At 66.2% G+C, this 17,761-nt stretch carries 13 protein-coding genes; 6 read left to right on the top strand and 7 right to left on the bottom strand.

Features of this window, described 5'->3' with window-relative positions; all coding sequences use genetic code 11:
- Positions 1 to 56: 56 nt before the first annotated feature.
- The 5 genes from NFG57_RS10880 to NFG57_RS10860 all read right to left on the bottom strand — a co-directional run bounded on the left by NFG57_RS10880 (position 57) and on the right by NFG57_RS10860 (position 6,119).
- The gene (locus NFG57_RS10880; protein ID WP_108133191.1) at positions 57 to 1,634 is read right to left on the bottom strand and encodes an aldehyde dehydrogenase (NADP(+)); all 1,578 of its coding nucleotides are present in this window, start codon (positions 1,632 to 1,634) and stop codon (positions 57 to 59) included.
- Positions 1,635 to 1,765: 131 nt separating this feature from the next.
- Entirely contained in the window at positions 1,766 to 2,782 is a 1,017-nt protein-coding gene (araD1, locus tag NFG57_RS10875) for an AraD1 family protein (RefSeq protein WP_108133192.1), read from the bottom strand.
- A gap of 176 nt (positions 2,783 to 2,958) precedes the next feature.
- The gene (locus NFG57_RS10870) at positions 2,959 to 4,263 is read right to left on the bottom strand and encodes a TRAP transporter large permease subunit (RefSeq protein ID WP_124804832.1); all 1,305 of its coding nucleotides are present in this window, start codon (positions 4,261 to 4,263) and stop codon (positions 2,959 to 2,961) included.
- Positions 4,263 to 4,934, bottom strand: coding sequence for a TRAP transporter small permease subunit (locus tag NFG57_RS10865; protein ID WP_348814300.1), 672 nt, complete (start codon positions 4,932 to 4,934; stop codon positions 4,263 to 4,265). The genes NFG57_RS10870 and NFG57_RS10865 overlap by 1 nt, the downstream gene beginning before the upstream one ends.
- Before the next feature lie 150 nt (positions 4,935 to 5,084).
- On the bottom strand, positions 5,085 to 6,119 hold the full coding sequence (locus NFG57_RS10860; RefSeq protein WP_108133327.1) for a TRAP transporter substrate-binding protein: 1,035 nt from the start codon (positions 6,117 to 6,119) through the stop codon (positions 5,085 to 5,087).
- Between the two features lie 241 nt (positions 6,120 to 6,360).
- On the opposite strand from NFG57_RS10860, the gene NFG57_RS10855 reads away from it, so the two are divergent.
- The 4 genes from NFG57_RS10855 (at position 6,361) to NFG57_RS10840 (ending at position 12,696) form a co-directional block, all read left to right on the top strand.
- Positions 6,361 to 8,172 (top strand): IlvD/Edd family dehydratase, encoded by a 1,812-nt coding sequence (locus NFG57_RS10855; protein WP_253029530.1) that lies wholly within the window; start codon positions 6,361 to 6,363, stop codon positions 8,170 to 8,172.
- Between the two features lie 72 nt (positions 8,173 to 8,244).
- A complete protein-coding gene (locus tag NFG57_RS10850) occupies positions 8,245 to 10,047 on the top strand; it encodes an IlvD/Edd family dehydratase (protein ID WP_348814299.1) in 1,803 nt (600 codons plus the stop codon).
- Between the two features lie 510 nt (positions 10,048 to 10,557).
- Positions 10,558 to 11,487, top strand: coding sequence for a LysR substrate-binding domain-containing protein (locus tag NFG57_RS10845; RefSeq protein WP_287165580.1), 930 nt, complete (start codon positions 10,558 to 10,560; stop codon positions 11,485 to 11,487).
- A gap of 261 nt (positions 11,488 to 11,748) precedes the next feature.
- Positions 11,749 to 12,696, top strand: coding sequence for a Gfo/Idh/MocA family oxidoreductase (locus NFG57_RS10840; protein ID WP_348814298.1), 948 nt, complete (start codon positions 11,749 to 11,751; stop codon positions 12,694 to 12,696).
- A gap of 83 nt (positions 12,697 to 12,779) precedes the next feature.
- On the opposite strand, the gene NFG57_RS10835 is transcribed toward NFG57_RS10840, so the two are convergent.
- Positions 12,780 to 14,006, bottom strand: coding sequence for an ROK family transcriptional regulator (locus NFG57_RS10835; protein WP_348814297.1), 1,227 nt, complete (start codon positions 14,004 to 14,006; stop codon positions 12,780 to 12,782).
- A gap of 710 nt (positions 14,007 to 14,716) precedes the next feature.
- On the opposite strand from NFG57_RS10835, the gene NFG57_RS10830 reads away from it, so the two are divergent.
- Positions 14,717 to 15,490: an SDR family oxidoreductase gene (locus NFG57_RS10830; RefSeq protein WP_045994535.1), complete on the top strand. Its 774-nt coding sequence runs from the start codon at positions 14,717 to 14,719 to the stop codon at positions 15,488 to 15,490.
- A gap of 45 nt (positions 15,491 to 15,535) precedes the next feature.
- On the top strand, positions 15,536 to 16,960 hold the full coding sequence (locus tag NFG57_RS10825; RefSeq protein ID WP_045994536.1) for a sugar porter family MFS transporter: 1,425 nt from the start codon (positions 15,536 to 15,538) through the stop codon (positions 16,958 to 16,960).
- A gap of 103 nt (positions 16,961 to 17,063) precedes the next feature.
- Here the strand turns inward: NFG57_RS10825 and NFG57_RS10820 are convergent, their stop codons facing one another.
- Entirely contained in the window at positions 17,064 to 17,693 is a 630-nt protein-coding gene (locus tag NFG57_RS10820) for a CDP-alcohol phosphatidyltransferase family protein (protein WP_348814296.1), read from the bottom strand.
- Positions 17,694 to 17,761: the final 68 nt, after the last annotated feature.

The following is a 17,761-nucleotide window of genomic DNA, read 5'->3' as shown; positions in this document are numbered from 1 at the left end:
GATGTCTTCAACTACGTCGGTTCAAGACCCTTGGTTGAAGACGTGTGCCAGGCGGTTTACGCCTCGCGCTTGCCATCCACCAGGCGGCTGACGTTCAGCGGGTTGCCATCCTTGAGCGCCTGCGGCAGCAGGGCGTCCGGCAGGTTCTGATAGCACACCGGGCGCAGGAAGCGGTGGATGGCGGCGCTGCCGACCGAGGTGGTGCGCGAGTCAGAGGTCGCCGGATAGGGGCCACCGTGGACCATGGCGTGGCACACCTCGACCCCGGTGGGCCAGCCGTTGGCCATCACCCGACCGGCACGCCGCTCGAGGATCGGCAGCAGGCCACGGGCCGCGTCGATGTCGCCGTCGTCCATCTGCAGGGTCGCGGTCAGCTGGCCCTCGAGGCCCTCGGCCAGTGCCTTGACCTCGTCCAGGTCGGCACACTCGACCACCAGCGAGGTCGAACCGAACACCTCGGCCTGCAGCGCCTCATCATTGAGGAAGTCGCTGGCCTTGGCCACGAACAGGCCGGCCTGGCACTGGTTGGGTCCGTCGCCCTGAGGGCCGCGCGCCACTTCACGGGCCTTGTCGCTGCCGCCCAGGGTGTTGACTCCCTGGGTGTAGGCGTCGTGGATGCCCGGCGTCAGCATGGTCTGTGCGCCGGCACCCTTGACCGCTTCGGCGGCGGCCTCGACGAAGCCGTCCAGCGCCTCGCCCTTGACCGCGATCACCAGCCCCGGGTTGGTGCAGAACTGGCCGGCCCCCATGGTCAGCGAGCCGACGAAGGCCTCACCCAGCTCCTTGCCACGGGCCTTGAGCGCCTCGGGCAGCAGGAACACCGGATTGATCGAGCTCATCTCGGCGTACACCGGGATCGGCTCGGGACGCGCCTGGGCGGTCTTCATCAGGGCGGTGCCACCGCTGCGCGAGCCGGTGAAGCCCACCGCCTTGATCCGCGCGTCGCTGACCAGGCCCTGGCCGACCTCGCGACCGGAACCGAACAGCAGCGAGAACACGCCTTCCGGCAGTTCACAGCGGGCCACCGCCTTCTGCAGCGCGCGGCCGACCAGCTCGGAGGTGCCGGGGTGGGCGGAGTGGGCCTTGACCACGACCGGACAGCCGGCGGCCAGGGCGGAGGCGGTGTCGCCACCGGCCACCGAGAACGCCAGCGGGAAGTTGGAAGCGCCGAACACCGCCACCGGACCCAGCGCGATATGGCGCTGGCGCAGGTCGACCCGCGGCATCGGTTCACGGTCCGGCAGGGCCGGATCGTGCCGCACGTCGAGCCATTCGCCGGCGCGCACCACCGAGGCGAACAGGCGCAGCTGGCCGCAGGTACGGCCGCGCTCGCCCTGCAGACGTGCCTGGGGCAGGCCGGACTCCTGCATGGCGCGCTCGATCAGGGTGTCACCGAGCGCCTCGATCTCGTCGGCGATGGTCTCGAGAAAGGTCGCACGGGCCTCGAGGCCGGTCTCGCGGTAGCTATCGAAGGCCGCCCAGGCCAGTTCGCAGGCGCGCTCGACCTCGGCCTTGGAACCTGCCTTGTAGCCAGGCTCGAGGGTCTCACCGGTGGCCGGATTGACGGCGTGGATGGGCTCGCCCTTGGCCTCGACGGCCTGGCTGCCGATCAGCTGCTTTCCTTCCAGAGTCATGTTGGCTCCTTTTCGCTTGCGGGGATGGGGTTGTCGGTGTGCTGTCTGGTACCAGTGTCAACGCCGGCTCGACCTGCGTTCAATGCTCGTGTCGTCATTGTTCGGGACAGTCGAAGCCTGTCTCCGGTCGATTACATCGGCGTGACGCTGGTCTGTTCTTCGTCCTCGGTGGGCGGCGCCAGCGGATTGCGCAGGGGACGCCCGAAGGCCGGTAGCTCGATCTCGTAGCGCTCGCCCGGTTTGACACTGACACCGTCGGCGAAGCTCAGGGTGGCGGTGCCGAAAAAATGGACGTGGACGTCGCCGGGCCGACGGAAACCTGGGTACTTGAAGTGGTGGTGCTCCAGGTTGGCGATGCTGTGCGCCATGTTGTCCTCGCCGGTCAAGAACGGCTTCTCCCACAGGGTCTCGCCGTCTCTGGTGATACGCGAAGTACCCTCCAGATGAGAGGGTAGTTCACCGATCAGCAGTTCGGGGCCGAAACTGCAGGCGCGAAGCTTCGAGTGGGCCAGCCACAGGTAGTTGTAGCGTTCGGTGATGTGATCCGAGAATTCGTTGCCGATGGCGAAGCCCAGCCGATGGGGGCGGCCCTGATCATCGATGAGGTAGAGCCCGGCGAGTTCCGGCTCTTCGCCTGCATCCTCGGCAAAGGATGGCCAGGGCAGCGGCGCCTCGGGGGCCACCACGCAGTCACCATCCCCCTTGTAGAACCACTCGGGCTGGGCGCCCACCTGGCCTTCGGCGGGCTTGCCGCCCTCGACGCCGAGCCTGAACATGCGCATGGAATCGGTCAGCTGGGCGTCGTCGGTTTCGGACGAGTCGGCGTGCATGGCGCTGCGGGTATCGGCGCTGCCCAGATGGGTCAGGCCGGTGCCGGTGACCAGGCAGTGCGCGGGATCCGGATGGGTCAGCGGCGGCAGTAGCTGACCGCTCGCGACCAGATCGGCGTAGTCGAGGGTCTCGTCACCGAGGCTTGCCTTGACCGTGGTCGCCAGGCCCTTGCCCTCGGCCAGCGCACGGCGTGCCAGGGTATAGGTGTCGGCGTCGGTCAGTCGCACAAAGTCCGGTCCTTCGACCAGGGCGGCCCTGACGCTGCCCTGGTGGCGGCACTGGATGATGCGAAGGGTCTCGGGGGTGTCATGATGCATGGCGATATCCTTGCGTGACGTGGGCGCCTTGTCCCGGTTCACGGTTGGCCCCAGAGGCATCTTACGCCTCTGGGGTGGTGTATGGTCAACATACAAAGGTATGGGTTGACGTTATGGAAAGGTGGCTTTGCTGGCGTCTAGCCTGGCGCCTGGTCCCGGAGAGGGGCCGATCCGCTTCATTGCACCAGCCACATGGCCATCTCGGGCCACACCAGCAGCGCCGCGAGTACGCATAGCTGCAGGGCGATAAAGGGCAGCACCGAGACGAAGATGTCCTTGAGGCTGATCTCCGGTGGCGCCACGCCCTTCAGGTAGAAGGCCGCGGGTCCGAACGGCGGCGACAGGAAGGACACCTGCATGTTCACCGCGAACAGGATGCCGAACCAGATCGGGCTGTAGCCCAGCTGCACGATGATCGGCACGAAGATCGGCAGGGTCAGCATGGCCACCCCGATCCAGTCGAGGAACATGCCGAGCACGATCAGGATCGCCATCATCACCAGGATGATCACGATGGGCGAGACGTCCAGATCCATGATCATGCCGGAGATGAAGCGGTTGCCGCCCATCAGGTTGTAGACCCCGACCAGGGCGGCGGCGCCGATGCCGATCCAGATGATCATGCCGCAGGTCACCAGGGTCTGGGACAGGCTCTGGTGCATCATCGAGAACGAGAACTCGCCCCGGGCCAGCACCGCCAGCAGCACGCCGAACACGCCCATGGCCGCCGCCTCGGTGACCGAGGCCACGCCGCCGTAGATCGAGCCCAGCACCATGAAGGCGATCAGCGCCGGCACGATGATCGAGCGCAGCGCGGCACCCCTGGAGGCGAAGCCGGCGTTGCGGTCCTCTTCGCTCATCGGCGGGCCCATGGCGGGGTTGCGCAGGCAGCGCACCAGCACATAACCGATGTAGGACAGCATCAGGATCACCGCCGGGGTGATCGCCGCGGTAAACAGGTCGGCGATGGAGACGCTGGCGATCAGGCCGTAGATGATCAGCACGATGGACGGCGGCATCATGGTACCGAGCGCCCCGCCGGCGCAGACCACGCCGATCGACAGGTGCTTGTCGTAGCCGAGGCGGAGCATCTGCGGCAGCGCCAGGATGCCGAGCAGCACGATCTCGCCGCCGATGATGCCGGACAGCGCGGCCAGGAAGAACGCCACCACCACGGTCTGCACGGCGACGCCCCCGGGCAGTCGCCCGGCGAACACCCGCATGGCGTTGAACAGATCCTTGGCGATACCCGATCGGTCGAGCAGCGAGGCCATCAGCACGAACATCGGCACCGCCACCAGCGAGTACTCGGTGACGAAGCCGTAGACCCGGCTGGTCACCAGCGGCAGGGCGTTGGGGCCGAACCAGCCGAAGGTAAAGGCCAGCGCCACCAGGCCGGTAATAAAGGCCAGCGGCAGGCCGGTGACCAGCAGCGCGAAGATGGCGCCGACCAGCAGCAGGGTTCCGTCTGCGATGCTCATCAGTCAGCGCCTCCTTCGGGTGCATCGGGGGCGGGCTTGCCCTTGATCGACTGGATCAGGTGAATCAGCGCCTGGACGCACATGATCGCCACCGCGGTGAGAATCATGCCCTTGACCAGGGCCGGGAACGGCGGGTTCCAGGAGGTACCGGAGCGCTCCAGCTGCCACTCGCCGAGGGGGTTGTGGGAGGCGCCGTAGAACATCACCCAGGCGGCGTAGGTCATGCCCAGGCAGAAGCCGAAGGTGACCAGGTCATTGAAGCGGTCGAGCCACAGCCGGAACCTCGGGCCCACGGCGTCGTAGAGCACCTTGACCCGGATATGGCGGTTGGAGGCCAGCGCGGCCGGGCCGCCGAGACAGAAGCTGACCGCCACCAGCATGACCACGGTCTCGTGGACCCAGGAGGTGGGCGCGCCGAAGCCGTAGCGCATGATCACCTCATAGACGCTGATGGCCATGGCGATGAATACCAGCCAGGCGGCGAACTGGGCCACCCGGACCACGCCACGGTCGAACCGACTGCGCACCACATCGGGGGCACGCTCGGGCGTCCTGTCCGCCGACGGGTCGGGGTTCGGGCCGTGAGAAGGCTCGGGTGAAGGATCGGGCGGCCGCCCGGCGCGGTCATGTGGCGATCCGGCGGGGGTGTTGTGGGAGGAGGGAGGCGTCATGGTTGCTCCAGGCCGCTGGCGGCGTTGGTCAACAGGTTGAAGGTCACGACCACGGGTGCGGTCAGCAAGTCGTCACGGATCTGCCCCCCGGTGTCAGCAGGCTGGACCGGGGGGCAGGGCCCCCATCGGGGGCAGGACGGCTGGCGAGGCTTACAGTTGGCCGCGGGCGGTCAGGAAGCCGGTGGCGGCGTCGTAGACCTTCTGGGTCATCTCGTTCTTGCCGGCCCACTCCTGCCATTCCTGTTCAGCCGCCTGACGGAAGGCCTTGCGTTCTTCGTCGGGCAGGTCGAACGGGTGAACCTCCGGGTCCGCCTGGAGACGGGCAAGCGCTTCGATGTCCTGGGCCTTGAGTCGGGCGATCAGGTCGTAGGCCATGGCGTCGAAGGCGGTCTCGAGGGTGGTCTGAAGGTCTTCGGGCAGGCCGTCCCAGATATCCTTGTTCACCGATACCGCGATCATCGGCATGGAGTGGAAGCCCGGGTACAGCGGGTAGGGCGCAAAGGCGTGGAGGCCCTGGGCGTCGTTGTTCGACAGCACCGTGGAGTCGGCGGCGTCGATCACGCCCTTCTCAAGGCCGGTGTAGACCTCGGAGCCGGGCAGGTTGACCGGCGTGGCGCCGATGCGCTCGAAGATGTTGTAGACCATGCCCTGGGGCGCACGAATCTTGAGTCCCTCGAAGTCTTCCAGCGACTCGATGGCCACCGTGGACGGGATCGACTCCAGCGGGAAGGTCGCCGCCGCCACCAGATGGGCGCCGTAGGGCTCCACCAGCTCGTTGTAGAGATCCTCGCCGCCGGCGTTGTTCATGAACTCGAGGAAGTCGTAGGGGTCGTTCCAGGCGCCCACCAGATTGCCGAGCATGCCGAAGGCCGGGTTCTGGCCGGAGAAGTAGCTGGGGTCGGTCATATGGCCCTGCAGGATGCCGGAACTCACCGCCTGCAGGGTTTCGGTGGGACCTACCACCGAGTTGATCGGCAACACCTCGATGGCCACACGGCCATCGGTCATGGTCTCGATGCGCTCGGCCCACTCCTGCTTGATCTTGAAGCTCGGCTCGCCGGCGGTCTCGGAGGCCTGGAAGGTCCACTCGTATTCAGCGGCCTGGGCACTGGCGGCAGCAGTGATGGCGATGGATGCCGCACCGATGGAGGCGGCAAGACGGGAAAGCCTGGGGATAGCTCGCATGGTCGATCTCCCTGATGAGAGCGTGATCGTTATTGGTGTGGCGGCAAGTCTTGACCGAGTTGCGAGTATGTTCAACATATACTTTCGTATGTGTGTACTTTGTGGCGCCCGCGACGTAGGCTTGCCCAGGACCCGACGAGCGGGTCGGTATTCGCCATGACGTCAAAGGCCAGCGATTGGCCCGAGACAGCAGGCAGACCGGTTGCCGCTCGCCCCGTGACAGAGTTGAAGGAGCCAGGCAATGGCCGATAGTGATCAGGATTCCCCAAGCGTGGGTGTCGAGGCAGCAAGCGACGAAGCGGCGACCGAAGTGCCCCAGAAGGCACGCTTTCGTAGCGCCGAGTGGTTCGGCAGTGCGGACAAGAACGGCTTCATGTACCGCAGCTGGATGAAGAATCAGGGGATTCCTGACCACGAATTCGATGGCCGCCCGATCATCGGTATCTGCAACACCTTCTCCGAGCTCACACCGTGCAACGCCCACTTCCGCAAGCTGGCCGAGCACGTCAAGAAGGGGGTGCTGGAGGCGGGCGGCTACCCGGTGGAGTTCCCGGTGTTCTCCAACGGCGAATCCAATCTGCGTCCCACCGCCATGTTCACCCGCAACCTGGCGAGCATGGACGTGGAGGAGGCCATTCGCGGCAATCCGCTGGACGGCGTGGTGTTGCTGACCGGCTGCGACAAGACCACTCCGGCGCTGTTGATGGGGGCGGCCAGCTGCGACATCCCGGCCATCGTGGTCACCGGCGGGCCGATGCTCAACGGCAAGCACAAGGGCCGGGATATCGGCTCCGGCACCGTGGTCTGGCAGCTGTCCGAGGAGGTCAAGGCAGGCAAGATATCGATCCACGACTTCATGGCCGCAGAGGCCGGCATGTCACGCTCCGCCGGCACCTGCAACACCATGGGCACGGCCTCCACCATGGCCTGCATGGCGGAATCGCTGGGGGTGTCGCTGCCCCACAATGCGGCGATTCCTGCGGTGGACTCGCGCCGCTATGTGCTGGCGCACCTGTCGGGCAATCGCATCGTCGACATGGTCAAGGAGGACCTGCGGTTGTCTCGGGTGCTGACCCGGGAGGCCTTCGAGAACGCCATTCGCACCAACGCCGCCATCGGTGGCTCGACCAATGCGGTGATCCACCTCAAGGCGATCGCCGGACGCATGGGCGTCGAACTCGAGCTCGATGACTGGAACCGGGTAGGGCGTGGCACCCCGACCATCGTCGACCTGCAGCCGTCGGGGCGCTTTCTGATGGAGGAGTTCTACTACGCCGGCGGGCTTCCGGCGGTGCTGCGGCGCCTCGGTGAGGCAGACCGCCTGCCCCACAAGGAGGCGCTGACGGTCAACGGCCAGACCCTGTGGGACAACGTCAAGGATGCGCCGCTCTACAACGATCAGGTGATTCGTGAGCTGGACAACCCGCTGGTGGACGACGGTGGCATGTGCGTGCTGCGCGGCAACCTGGCGCCCAAGGGAGCGGTGCTCAAGCCCTCGGCGGCGAGCCCCGAGCTGATGCGTCACCGTGGTCGCGCGGTGGTGTTCGAGAACTTCGACGACTACAAGGCGCGGATCAATGACCCGGATCTGGAGGTCGATGCCGACAGCGTGCTGGTGATGAAGCACTGCGGTCCCAAGGGCTACCACGGCATGGCCGAGGTGGGCAACATGGGCCTGCCGGCGAAGCTCCTGGCCCAGGGCGTGACCGACATGGTGCGGATCTCGGACGCTCGCATGAGCGGTACCGCCTATGGCACCGTGGTCCTGCATGTGGCGCCGGAGGCGGCGGCCGGCGGTCCCCTGGCGGCGGTAGAGAACGGCGACTGGATCGAGCTGGATGCCTACGACGGGCGTCTGCATCTGGACGTCGACGAGGCCGAGCTCGAGCGGCGCCTGTCCGCCAGCGATCCCACCGAGGCGTCGCGCCGTATCGCCTCCAGCGGCGGCTACCGTCAGCTCTACATCGAGCACGTGCTGCAGGCCGATGAAGGCTGCGACTTCGACTTTCTGGTGGGCTGTCGTGGCGCGGACGTTCCGCGACACTCCCACTGAGCGCTCCCGACCTTCGCACCCAATGGCAGACCGTTGCCGCTCGCATGCCGGCGGCAACCGCAGGAGAACACCATGACCCAGCGCCCCCGCCTTACCCCCGACCAGCTGCGTTCCCGCTGGTGGTTCGACAACCCCGACCACCCGGGTACCACTGCGCTGTGCATCGAGCGCTACCTCAACTACGGGGTGACCCTCGATGAGCTGACCTCGGGCAAGCCGATCATCGGCATCGCCCAGTCCGGTTCCGACCTGACCCCCTGCAATCGTCACCACATCGAGCTGGTCAAGCGGGTCAAGGACGGTATTCGCGCCGCCGGCGGGGTGCCCTTCGAGTTTCCCCTGCATCCGATCCACGAGAACGTGCGCCGGCCCACCGCAGCACTGGACCGCAACCTGGCCTACCTGGGCCTGGTGGAAGTGCTGCACGGCTACCCGCTGGACGGCGTGGTGCTGACCACCGGCTGTGACAAGACCACCCCGGCCTGTTTGATGGCGGCGGCGACGGTCAACATTCCGGCCATCGTGCTGTCCGGCGGCCCCATGCTCAACGGCTGGCGGGGCAACGAGCGGGTCGGCTCCGGCACCATCATCTGGGAGCTGAGAAAGCGCCTGGCCGCCGGCGACCTCGACTACGCCGAGTTTCTTGCCCGGGCCAGCGACTCGGCGCCTTCGGTGGGTCACTGCAACACCATGGGCACCGCCTCCACCATGAATTCCATGGCCGAGGCGCTGGGCATGAGCCTGCCGGGGTCGGCGATGATTCCCGGGCCCTACAAGGAACGCGCGATGGTCGCCTACGACACCGGCCAGCGCGCGGTCGAGATGGTATGGCAGGACCTGCGCCCGCTCGACATCCTGACGCGCGAGGCGTTCGAGAACGCGGTGGTGGTGTGTTCGGCGCTGGGGGGATCGTCCAATGCGCCGATCCACGTCAACGCCATCGCCCGCCATGCAGGCGTTGCGCTCGACAACGACGACTGGCAGCGGCTGGGCCACCGGATTCCGCTGCTGGCCAACGTGATGCCGGCCGGTGCCTACCTGGGTGAGGAGTTCCATCGTGCCGGCGGGGTGCCGGCGGTACAGCACGAGCTGCTCGAGCGCGGTCTGCTGCACGGCGACGTCACCGGCGTCGACGGCCGCCGCCTGGCCGACAGCATCGCGGGCCGCGAGACGCAGGACGAGGAGGTCATCCGACGCTTCGACAATCCGCTGGTCGAACACGCCGGCTTCCTGAACCTCAAGGGCAACCTGTTCGACTCGGCGCTGATGAAGACCAGCGTGATCTCGCCGGACTTTCGTCGGCGGTTTCTCGAGAACCCGGACGACCCGGATGCCTTCGAGGGCCGGGTGGTGGTGTTCGACGGCTCCGAGGACTACCACGCCCGCATCGACGATCCCGAACTCGGCATCGACGCCAGCACCATCCTGATCATGCGTGGGGCGGGACCGGTGGGCCATCCTGGCGGCGCCGAGGTGGTCAACATGCAGCCGCCGGAGGCGCTGATTCGCCAGGGGATCGAGTCGCTGCCGTGTCTGGGCGACGGGCGTCAGTCGGGGACCTCGGGATCGCCCTCGATCCTCAACGCCTCGCCGGAAGCCGCCACCGGCGGGCCGCTGGCGCTGGTCCAGACCGGCGATCGACTACGCGTGGATCTGGGCCGCTGCGAGGTCCGCCTGCTGGTGGACGATGACGAAATCACCCAGCGTCGACAGCGTCTCGACGCCCAGGGCGGCTATCCCTATCCGGCCCACCAGACGCCGTGGCAGGAGATCCAGCGCACCCTGATCGAACCACTGGATCGCGGCATGACCCTGCGCGGCGCCGACGCCTACCGCGACGTGGCGCGCCAGAGTCCGCCCAGGGACAATCACTGAACGACGCACGTCAACCCGTGCACCGCCAGCCAGCCCGCCCCCGTCGTTGACGGGGGCGGGCTGTTTCGTCGGTGGGTGCCCGGGCAAGTTGACTGGCAGGGAGTCGGATCAGGTTCGTTCGTCATGCCGGCGCAAGGCTCGCCTGACCCAGCGCTCCAGGGTCGAGATCAAGCCCAGCGGCGGAGAGCATGGCAGCACGATCTCGGGTAGCCGAGTCGAACGTCTGTGTCTGCGATCATGCTGGTGCAGGGGAGGATCAAAAGGGCGCATGGTCTACCTCCAGAGTGTGGTTCAACCACCGTCTGCACGGGGTGGCCAGTTCGCATCGTTGGCGCGCGGGCAGGCGGTGAGACGTCGTCGCTGTTCGCGCTCGCAGGAAGCGCATGGCGCACCTCCTTGCGTCCTGTACCGATCGGTATCGGGATATCTGCCAGCATGGTCGCCCTCTGTGGTTCATTCCAGCGAAAGTCTCTACACTTTATTTTCAGATAAATTGAAAATGGTAGTGACATGCACAGCGACCATTTGAGCGCACGTCCGTTGCCGCTGCTGGATCTCGACATCGTCCGCAACTTCGTTGCCATCGTCGAACATGGCAGCTTTTCCCGTGCGGCAAGACAGGTGCATCGCACACCCTCTGCCCTGAGCATGCAGGTCAAGACCCTCGAGGCGACGCTCGAACAGCGGCTGCTGCTGCGCCATGCGCGGCGAGTGGTGCCGACGCCCGAGGGCGAAAAGCTTTTGGGCTATGCCCGGCGTCTGTTGCAGCTCAACCACGAGACGGTCTCCCAGTTTCTGCAGGCGCCGCTGCAGGGCGGCGTTCGCCTGGGCACCTCTGACGATGTCGGGACCCGGGTACTGCCGTGGGTGCTTTCGCGGTTTGCGCGGTGTTTTCCCGAGGTCCAGGTGGACGTGACCGTGGCGCCGAGTGAGGATCTGGTGGCGCGGCTGGGCGCCGGTGAGGTCGACGTGGCGCTGATCACCGCCGGCACGCAAGGCCTGGCTGGCGCCCGGGGTGAGGTGGTCCACCGGGAAGCGCTGGCATGGGTCGGACGCGGAGGAGGGGCGGCGCACCAGCGGCGACCGCTGCCGCTGGCGGTGGCCAACGCCGGCTGTGCCTGGCGAAAGCTTGCCCTGTCGGCGCTGGATGGGGCCAATGTCGACTATCGCATCGCCTACGTCAGCGAGAACTGCGCCGGCCATCTGGCGATACTCGACGCCGACCTGGCGGTGTCCGCCTTGCCTCGCAGCCTGGTGGAGCCGCCACTGGTCACCCTGGCAGAGCCCGAAGGGCTGCCGCCCCTGGGGCACTATCAACTGGTGCTGTTGCGAACACCAGGGGCAACCGCTGCGGTCGATGCCCTGGCCGAAGAAGTGGCCTCCGCGTTCAAGCAGTGGTCCAGTTCCGGCGCCCACCGCCCCGGCCTGCTGGGTGGCTGAAATCCCTGGTCCGGCGGCAGACCGTCTGGCCTGGTCCGGACCCGGACCCTGGCCCTGGCACCTGCTCTTGCCCTTGTTCTTGCGATAAGCTGGCGGCCTTTCGTCGCCCCGCCTGGCGGTGGCGTGCGTCGACGGGAGGAAGGCAAGAGAGGGGGGAGAGGAAAGAGAGCCAAGAGAGGCAGGAAAGAAGACGGGGGCGCTGATGGAGATGGAAGAGATGGATGAGGGGAAAAGTGGAATGAGAGGGGAGAGATGGAGCAGATGAAAGCGAAGCCGTTTCGACTGGGCGTGGCCGGCGCCGGCAAGATCGTCCGGGATCAGCATGTGGACGCCATCCGAGCCACCGAAGGTCTTGAGCTGGTGGCGTCGGCGGACCCTCATTCGCGCCTGGAGGACGTGGCGTCCTACGCAAGTCTCGAGGAGATGCTCGACGCCGAGCCGGATATCGACGCCGTGGCGATCTGCACCCCTGCCCATCTGCGCCACAGGCTCGCCAGTCAGGCGCTGGCCCGTGGCAAGGCGGTGCTGTTGGAAAAGCCGCCGGGGGCCACCCTGGCCGAGGTGCAGGACCTCAAGGCACAGGCCGAAAAGGCGGGACTTACGCTGTTCGCCGCCTGGCACTCGCGCTTTGCCCCGGGCATCGCCGCGGCCGCTGACTGGCTCGCTGGACGCCGGGTCGAGGGCGTCGATATTCGCTGGCACGAGGACGTGCGGGTGTGGCATCCAGGCCAGGCCTGGCTGTGGGAAGCCGGCGGCATGGGGGTGTTCGATCCGGGCATCAACGCCCTGTCCATCGTTACCGCACTGCTGCCCGATCCGTTCTTCTTGAAGCGGGCCAATCTGGTCGTGCCCGCCAACGCCCAGACACCCATCGCGGCGACGCTTGAATGGCGTACCGCTGATGGCGTCCTGCTGAGCGGTGACTTCGACTTCCGCCACGAGGATCCGCCGTGCTGGGAGATGACCTTCGTCACCGATGGGGGAAGCTTGACCCTGGAGGCTGGGGGCGCCCGTCTTATCGTCGATGGAAAGACGCTGATCGATGAGCCGGAGCGCGAATACCAGGGCGTCTACGCGCACTTCCACAGCTTGCTCGAGGCTGGCCAGCGCGATATGGACATCACGCCGCTGCAGCAGGTGGCCGACGCCCTGATGCTGGGGCATCGCCAGACCACCGAGGCCTTCGTCGACGATGATGGCAGCGCGTGAACACGACACTTCGCGTCGATCTCTCGATGACCCACGACGTCGTCGCTCACTTGGTGTGAGCTGAACCCGCCAGAAGCAGCGGGTTATTCGTCAGTGGCGAATTCGTCGTGGCGAGCCAGCAGCTGGCACAGTACCTGGGCGGCAGCGCCGCGGGCGGCGGTCGCCAGGCTGTCGTCGAGGATGCGCACCGGGATCGGCGGCGCCTGTGGCAGCAGATGGTTCTGATGACGAGTGAAGAACGCAAGCGCCGGGTCCAGCAGCGGTGCGCCCAGCTTCACCAGCGAGCCACCGATGACGATGCGCTCGGGATTCAGGGTGAGGTGGAGATTGAGCAGCAGCAGGCCCAGGGCTTCCCCTGCCTGGTTGAGGGTCTCGGCCACCAGGTCGGGGTCGCGGTGATGCTTGATGGCTTCGCTCAAGGAGGCGCCGGCCTCGATACCCAGGGCGTCACGCAGGGCCCAGCCACTGACCAGGGTCTCGGCGCAGCCGTGGTTGCCGCAGTGACACGGCTTGCCCCCCGGCGCCAGGAGTGTGTGGCCGATCTCGCCGGCCAGCCCATGCACGCCGCGAATCACCCGGGGCGGCGTGCCTTGCACTACCAGCCCGCTGCCGATCCCGGTAGCCGCGCTGACGTACAACAGTGACGACGGCGTCGCGGCCTCCTGGCCGCTGGACGGGCTGCAATAGAGCTCGCCAAAGGCCGCTGCCTTGGCCTCGTTGTCCATGCACCAGAATCGTCTCGAATCATCGTCGAGTTCCGGCAGGCGCTGCCTGAGCATCTCGAGCAGCGGGACGTCTCGCCAGCCCAGGTTGGGCGCCAGGCTAAGCCGCGACTGCTCCGGCGACGTCGGCCCCGGCACCGCCAGTCCCACACCGAGCAGTGTCCTGTGTGAAAGCGCCGTCCGGATAAGCTCGCGCACCATGGGCACGATCTGATCCAGGGTATCGTCTGGCCGGGTCGGCACCGCGGCCTGGTGTCGCTGGGCCAGGATCTGGCCATGAAAGTTGATGGCCAGCACGTGCAGGCCATGGACCCCGATCTCGATGCCCAGGATGGCATGGCTGTCGGGATTGAGGGACAGCGCCCGTCCGGGGCGGCCGCTACCCCCACGCAGCAGATCGCCTTCGACCAGCCAGCCCTGGTCCAGCAGCGTCTGTACGGCGGCGCCGACGGTTACCTTGGTCAGGGCGGTGCGCTGGGCAAGCTCGGCACGGGTCAGCCCGGGTTGGCGGCGCAGCCACTCCAGCAGAGAGGCGCGGTTGCGTGACTTGAGCGCACCGAGGTCGCCGGCGGTGGAAGAGGCGGTCATGAACGAAAGTCTCCGACCCTGTCAGGGATGGGGAAGGTCGCGTCGAGTGTATCAAGGCGGGCGACGGGCCGCAGCGCCGGACTTTAGGGCTTGTCTGAAAAGTGCCTGCGCTCGGTAATACGGCGTTAAAAATCGGATCAAAATGCTCATTTACACCCCGTAAACTGCGCTTTCTCACCGATTTTTGCCTTGTCTAACCTTCGCTCGTCGACTTTTCGGACAGCGCCTAGCGCCGTACAGTAGCGCCCGACTGCAGCGCCCGACTGCAGCGCCCGACTGCATCTCCCGGCTACATCGGCCGAACAAGGATCCTGAGTGAATCCGTGCGACGCCTGTGCCGCTTTTCAGAAGAGCACTGGATTTCAGAAGAGCACCGGGCGCCATCAAGCACCTTTCCGCTGGGAGGCTTCTGTTCGACATAAGTGCAATGGCACAAGGCGTCCGACTCGACAAGACTGTGCACTTAGTTAGGACAAATTACTAACGAAATATTAGTAAAGAGAAATAACAAACATCTCTCGTCGAACGAACGGATCTCGCCAGACGAAAGGCTTCGCCAATCGAAAGACTTCGCCGATCGAAAGGCGAAAGCGGTGACGCGAGCCGCCTCCAACAGGCCAAGCCGATACGTCGACGAGCGCAGGCGCTTCCAGGCAAGCCCTGGATGGCTTAGGTACAACCCCTACAACAGCAACGGGAGTCACGCTGACATGACGAAGGAACACAGAGGACCGGTGGCGCTTTATCCAGGCCTTGTGGGCAGGCGGGTGGTCATCACCGGTGGCGGCTCGGGAATCGGAGAGGGGCTGGTGGAGGCGTTTGTCGAGCAGGGCGCCGAAGTGCACTTTCTCGACCTCGCCGAGGCGCCATCCCAGGCGCTGGTAGCGCGTCTGACCGAGCAGGGTGCCGGCCGCGATCGGCTGCAATTCCATCACTGTGACCTGACCGATCTAGCGCGTCTCGACGAGGTGCTGAGCGCGATCGGTGATGTCGATGTGCTGGTCAACAACGCGGCCAATGACGATCGCCATCGTCTGGCGGACATCACCCCGGCCTATTTCGACGAACGCATCGCCGTGAACCTCCGCCACCTGGTGTTCGCCACCCAGGCGGTGGCGCCGGGCATGGCCAGGCGTGGCGGCGGTGCGGTGATCAACCTCGGTTCGATCAGCTGGCACTTGGGCCAGGCAGGCCTGGCGCTCTACGAGACGGCCAAGGCCGGTATCGAGGGGCTGACCCGGGCGCTGGCCCAGGAACTGGGTGAACAGGGCATCCGGGTCAACTGCGTGATCCCCGGCAACGTCAAGACTCCACGCCAGTCCCGCTGGTACAGCGCCGAACAGGAGGCCCAGATCGTCGCCGAACAGAAGCTCAAGGTGCGCCTCGAGCCTCATCACGTCGCGGCGATGGTGGTGTTTCTCGCCTCCGACGCGGCCAGCGGCTGTACCGCGCACAACCACTGGGTGGACGCCGGCTGGCTGTGACCCAGCTTTTTTCCATCGCGATATCACAACAACAAGGAGTTCAGCATGCCTATCGTATCCTCACCGGCGGACGCCGCCTCGCTAAAGCGACAACGCTATGTGTTCGCCATCTGCTGTATCGCCGCCATCGGCGGTTTTCTGTTCGGCTTTGACAGCGGCGTGATCAACGGCACCGTCGATGGTCTGCAGACGGCCTTCGACTCCGACAGCGTCGGCACCGGCTTCAACGTGGCCTCGATGCTGCTGGGCTGCGCCATCGGTGCCTTCTTCGCCGGCCGCCTGGCCGATCGCTACGGCCGTCGTGCGCTGCTGATCGTGTCGGCGGTGTTCTTTCTGGTCAGCGCCTGGGGCTCCGGGGTGGCGACCGGCTCGCTGGAGTTCGTGATCTACCGGGTGCTCGGCGGCATGGCGGTGGGCGCGGCCAGCGTGATGACGCCGGCCTACATCAGCGAGGTGGCGCCGGCCGAGCGGCGCGGACGGCTGGCCACGATCCAGCAGGTGGCGATCATCTCGGGGCTGTTTATCGCCTTCGTCAGCAACTATGTGCTGGCCAAGATCGCCGGCGCCTCCACCGCCAGTCTGTGGTTCGGCTTCGACGCCTGGCGCTGGATGTTCTGGATCGAGATGCTGCCGGCGGCGATCTTTCTGCTGGCACTGCTGGGTATCCCGGAGAGCCCGCGTTTCTTGATCAGTCGCGGACGCGACGACAAGGCGACACGGGTGCTGGTCACCCTGCTCGGCGAGCAGGCGGGGCAGGCCAAGGTCGCCGAGATCAAGGCGTCGCTGAACGCCGACCATGTGCCGAGCCTCAGGGACCTGATCAACGCCACCAGTGGCAAGGTGCACGGCATCGTCTGGGTCGGTATCGGGCTGGCGGTGTTCCAGCAGCTGGTCGGGATCAACGTGGTGTTCTACTACGGTGCGGTGCTGTGGCAGGCGGTGGGCTTCTCCGAGGGTGATGCCCTGCTGATCAACGTGATCAGCGGTGCGGTGTCGATCGGCGCCTGTCTGATCGCCATCGCGCTGATCGACCGCATCGGTCGCAAGCCGCTCTTGTGGGCAGGTTCAGTGGGTATGGCGCTGACCCTGTGCCTGTTGGCCTACGCCTTCTCCACCGCCAGCATGGTCGACGGAAAGCTGGCCTTGGCCGGTGACATGGGGGTGCTGGCGCTGCTGGCGGCCAACGCCTATGTGCTGTTCTTCAATGTGTCCTGGGGGCCGGTGATGTGGGTGATGCTCGGTGAGATGTTCCCCAACCAGGTGCGCGGTTCGGGACTGGCGGTCTCGGGGCTGTTCCAGTGGCTGGCCAACTTCGCCATCACCATGACCTTCCCGATCATGCTGGCGGGAATCGGCCTTGCCGGGGCCTACGGTGTCTACGCCTTCTTCGCGGCCTGCTCGGTGGTGTTCGTGATGAAGTGGGTCAAGGAGACCCGTGGACGGGAGCTTGAGCAGATGGCCTACGAGTAACCCATGCGTTCGGGTTGGGCAGCAGGCGGGTTGCCCATGGTGAACGGGGCTGTCGTCCTGCATCTTAGGTGCCACGCCTGCTGATGGTGGGACCCCGGCGAGATCAAGGCGCCGGGGTCTTGTCGTCTCCAGTGGCCTCGGCGATGCCACGCTGGACGCGATGGTACAGCGAGACCAGCATCAGCACCGCCATCAGCCAGAATACCGCTGCGATAAACCAGCCTGCCGCCAGGCCCACCGCCACCACCAGGGCGAGTATGCCGATGACCAGGGCGCGATCGCTCTTGCCCATGGGGCCGTCGTAGCGTCGGGTCGCCCCGACAAGGGGGCCCATGACGCCGGCGTACTCGACGATGATCGCCAGCACCATGGCGATAAGGACGGCGCCGGGGCCTGTATCGGGCAGCAGCGAGAAGGGGACGAACAGGGCGGCGTCCGAGACCACGTCGCACAGCTCGTTGAGGTAGCCGCCCAGGGCCGTCTGCTGGCCGTGTTCACGGGCGAGCATGCCGTCGATGGCGTTGAGCGCCATGCGTAGGGGGAGCCACAGTGCGATCAGTACGAACCAGAGCTGCGTCTGCACGTTGAGGCCAACCACTGCCGCCACCAGCAGTGACAGCACGGCGGCCAATAGGGTGACCTGATTGGCGCTGACGCCACGCTGGTGAAGGCGGCCCACCAAGGGACGCAGCAGGGCTTGAAAACGAGGCTTGAAATCATACACGGAGGCCATGTCAAAGGTCCTTTTTGACGGGCTAGGCGAGGGGGACGGGGCTGGCGGGTGCGTGGGCTGCGCCAGGC

It is taken from the genome of Halomonas sp. H10-59, from assembly GCF_040070555.1.
Lineage (GTDB): Bacteria > Pseudomonadota > Gammaproteobacteria > Pseudomonadales > Halomonadaceae > Halomonas > Halomonas litopenaei.
This window is presented reverse-complemented; position numbering and strand designations above follow the sequence as displayed.

Excerpts from the sequence above, each read along its gene's own strand:
- NFG57_RS10880 (WP_108133191.1), bottom strand. The coding sequence starts at position 1,634 with ATGACTCTGGAAGGAAAGCAGCTGATCGGCAGCCAGGCCGTCGAGGCC.
- araD1 (WP_108133192.1), bottom strand. The coding sequence starts at position 2,782 with ATGCATCATGACACCCCCGAGACCCTTCGCATCATCCAGTGCCGCCAC.
- NFG57_RS10870 (WP_124804832.1), bottom strand. The coding sequence starts at position 4,263 with ATGAGCATCGCAGACGGAACCCTGCTGCTGGTCGGCGCCATCTTCGCG.
- NFG57_RS10865 (WP_348814300.1), bottom strand. The coding sequence starts at position 4,934 with ATGACGCCTCCCTCCTCCCACAACACCCCCGCCGGATCGCCACATGAC.
- NFG57_RS10860 (WP_108133327.1), bottom strand. The coding sequence starts at position 6,119 with ATGCGAGCTATCCCCAGGCTTTCCCGTCTTGCCGCCTCCATCGGTGCG.
- NFG57_RS10855 (WP_253029530.1), top strand. The coding sequence starts at position 6,361 with ATGGCCGATAGTGATCAGGATTCCCCAAGCGTGGGTGTCGAGGCAGCA.
- NFG57_RS10850 (WP_348814299.1), top strand. The coding sequence starts at position 8,245 with ATGACCCAGCGCCCCCGCCTTACCCCCGACCAGCTGCGTTCCCGCTGG.
- NFG57_RS10845 (WP_287165580.1), top strand. The coding sequence starts at position 10,558 with ATGCACAGCGACCATTTGAGCGCACGTCCGTTGCCGCTGCTGGATCTC.
- NFG57_RS10840 (WP_348814298.1), top strand. The coding sequence starts at position 11,749 with ATGAAAGCGAAGCCGTTTCGACTGGGCGTGGCCGGCGCCGGCAAGATC.
- NFG57_RS10835 (WP_348814297.1), bottom strand. The coding sequence starts at position 14,006 with ATGACCGCCTCTTCCACCGCCGGCGACCTCGGTGCGCTCAAGTCACGC.
- NFG57_RS10830 (WP_045994535.1), top strand. The coding sequence starts at position 14,717 with ATGACGAAGGAACACAGAGGACCGGTGGCGCTTTATCCAGGCCTTGTG.
- NFG57_RS10825 (WP_045994536.1), top strand. The coding sequence starts at position 15,536 with ATGCCTATCGTATCCTCACCGGCGGACGCCGCCTCGCTAAAGCGACAA.
- NFG57_RS10820 (WP_348814296.1), bottom strand. The coding sequence starts at position 17,693 with ATGGCCTCCGTGTATGATTTCAAGCCTCGTTTTCAAGCCCTGCTGCGT.